This window comes from Pseudomonas sp. NPDC087817, from assembly GCF_044742875.1.
In the GTDB taxonomy this organism is placed as follows: Bacteria; Pseudomonadota; Gammaproteobacteria; order Pseudomonadales; family Pseudomonadaceae; genus Aquipseudomonas.
The window spans coordinates 1-2,188 of sequence record NZ_JBIUVJ010000164.1 but is presented as its reverse complement, the minus strand read 5'-3'; the positions used below and the strand labels follow the sequence as shown (position 1 = coordinate 2,188).

Genomic DNA, 2,188 nt, shown 5'->3' with positions numbered 1-2,188 from the left:
CACACTAGCTGCAAACAGCAACGTCACAAAAACCGTAGGACGAGCGACCCATGACCGTGTTGAAGAAGTCCGACCTCGATCTGCAAGCAAAGCGCGTATTGATCCGCGAAGACCTCAACGTCCCAGTCAAGGACGGTGTTGTCACCAGCGACGCGCGTATCCTGGCTTCGCTGCCGACCATCAAGCTGGCCCTGGAAAAAGGTGCGGCGGTGATGGTTTGCTCGCACCTGGGCCGTCCGACCGAGGGCGAGTTCTCCGCCGAGAACAGCCTCAAGCCAGTCGCCGACTACCTGAGCAAGGCTCTGGGTCGCGAAGTGCCACTGGTGGCCGATTACCTGGGCGGTGTAGACGTCAAGGCCGGCGACATCGTGCTGTTCGAAAACGTGCGCTTCAACAAGGGCGAGAAAAAGAACGCTGACGAACTGGCCCAGCAATACGCGGCCCTGTGCGACGTGTTCGTGATGGACGCCTTCGGCACCGCTCACCGCGCCGAAGGTTCGACCCACGGCGTGGCCAAGTTCGCCAAGGTCGCCGCCGCCGGCCCTCTGCTGGCTGCCGAACTGGATGCGCTGGGCAAAGCCCTTGGCGCGCCGGCCAAGCCAATGGCTGCGATCGTTGCCGGCTCCAAGGTGTCGACCAAACTCGACGTGCTGAACAGCCTGAGCCAGATCTGCGATCAACTGATCGTCGGCGGTGGTATCGCCAACACTTTCCTCGCTGCGGCCGGTCACCCGGTGGGCAAATCGCTGTACGAGCCGGACCTGCTCGACACCGCGCGCGCCATCGCTGCCAAAGTCAGCGTGCCGCTGCCGGTTGACGTGGTGGTTGCCAAAGAATTCGCCGAAACCGCAGAAGCCACCGTCAAGCTGATCGCTGACGTTGCCGCTGACGACATGATTCTGGACATCGGCCCGCAGACCGCTGCCAACTTCGCTGAACTGTTGAAATCGTCGAAAACCATTCTGTGGAACGGCCCGGTCGGCGTGTTCGAATTCGACCAGTTCGGCAACGGCACCAAAGTGCTGGCTCAGGCCATCGCTGAAAGCTCGGCGTTCTCCATTGCTGGCGGTGGCGACACCCTGGCCGCTATCGATAAATATGGCGTGGCTGAGCAAATCTCCTACATTTCCACCGGTGGCGGCGCGTTCCTCGAATTCGTCGAGGGCAAAGTGCTGCCAGCCGTAGAAGTCCTGGAAAGCCGGGCCAAGGCCTGAGGCCGCCCGATTGGCCAGGCAAAGGAGTGGTCACATGGTCAAGTCGTTAGCACTGTTGTTGCTGACCGGTTCGCTGGCGGCCTGCGGGAGTAACCCGAAGGCCGAAGCGACGCCAGCACCCAGCGAGTCGCAGAAGGGCTGTTATCAGGCCGACTGGCAGGCCGAAACCAACCCGGTGCTGAACAAGCGCTCGGGGCCGGACGGCCTGGACAAATACGAGACGCAAACCCCGGCCAAGGAACATGGTTGTCCTTGACGGGTCTGACTCTTTAACTCAGGGCTGGCGGCATGCGCCGTCAGCCGAGGAACACGGATGAAAGGCTTGATCGCCATTGCGGCGTTGGCATTGTTGGGCGGTTGCGCGCAGTTGAACCTGTTTCAGTCGTCCGCCCCGGCGGATAACTGGACCACCTGGACCTGCGACAGCCAGGCCAAAGTGCTGTGGCGTTACGCCGATGCCAACCAGAAGGAAGTCGATGTTCGACTGGGTGGCGGCGATCAGGTCTATCGCCTGAAAGAAGAGCCGGGCGCCTCGGGCACGTTGTACAGCGATGGCATGCTGGCGTTTCACGTCAAGGGTGACGAAGGCCTGGTGTACTGGGTCGCCACCAATGACTTGATTGGCCGCGGCTGCAAAGCGCAATAACTGACACACCACCACTCTAATGTGGGGGGCTTTTGTGGCGAGGGGGCTTGCCCCCGTTGGAGTGCGAAGCGCTCCCAAAGCTATTTACGACTGCTGCGCAGCCGAACGGGGGCAAGCCCCCTCGCCACAGAGTTTCAGTGACAAACAGAATTTGCTTTATCGAATCACCAGACCGGGCTTCGACCCCCGATCTGCAATCACTTGAATAGCCGCCGCCGCTCCGGCAGGCTGGCACGATTAACGACCCAAACCGGGAGAGACACACACAATGGCACTTATCAGCATGCGCCAGATGTTGGACCACGCAGCCGAGTTCGGCTACGGCGTT

At 61.1% G+C, this 2,188-nt stretch carries 3 protein-coding genes; all 3 read left to right on the top strand.

Annotated elements, in window-relative coordinates:
* Positions 1 to 50 precede the first annotated feature (50 nt).
* The 3 genes from ACIONG_RS30395 to ACIONG_RS30385 are packed head-to-tail and all read left to right on the top strand — an operon-like array spanning position 51 to position 1,860.
* A complete protein-coding gene (locus ACIONG_RS30395; RefSeq protein WP_401304717.1) occupies positions 51 to 1,214 on the top strand; it encodes a phosphoglycerate kinase in 1,164 nt (387 codons plus the stop codon).
* A 34-nt stretch (positions 1,215 to 1,248) separates the two neighbouring features.
* A complete protein-coding gene (locus tag ACIONG_RS30390; RefSeq protein WP_401304715.1) occupies positions 1,249 to 1,470 on the top strand; it encodes a hypothetical protein in 222 nt (73 codons plus the stop codon).
* A 57-nt stretch (positions 1,471 to 1,527) separates the two neighbouring features.
* Complete coding sequence (locus tag ACIONG_RS30385) at positions 1,528 to 1,860, top strand: MliC family protein (RefSeq protein ID WP_401304712.1); 333 nt, start codon at positions 1,528 to 1,530, stop codon at positions 1,858 to 1,860.
* Positions 1,861 to 2,188: the final 328 nt, after the last annotated feature.

Bases quoted from the DNA above. Each gene is read 5' to 3' on its own strand.
- ACIONG_RS30395 (WP_401304717.1), top strand. From the start codon at position 51: ATGACCGTGTTGAAGAAGTCCGACCTCGATCTGCAAGCAAAGCGCGTA.
- ACIONG_RS30390 (WP_401304715.1), top strand. From the start codon at position 1,249: ATGGTCAAGTCGTTAGCACTGTTGTTGCTGACCGGTTCGCTGGCGGCC.
- ACIONG_RS30385 (WP_401304712.1), top strand. From the start codon at position 1,528: ATGAAAGGCTTGATCGCCATTGCGGCGTTGGCATTGTTGGGCGGTTGC.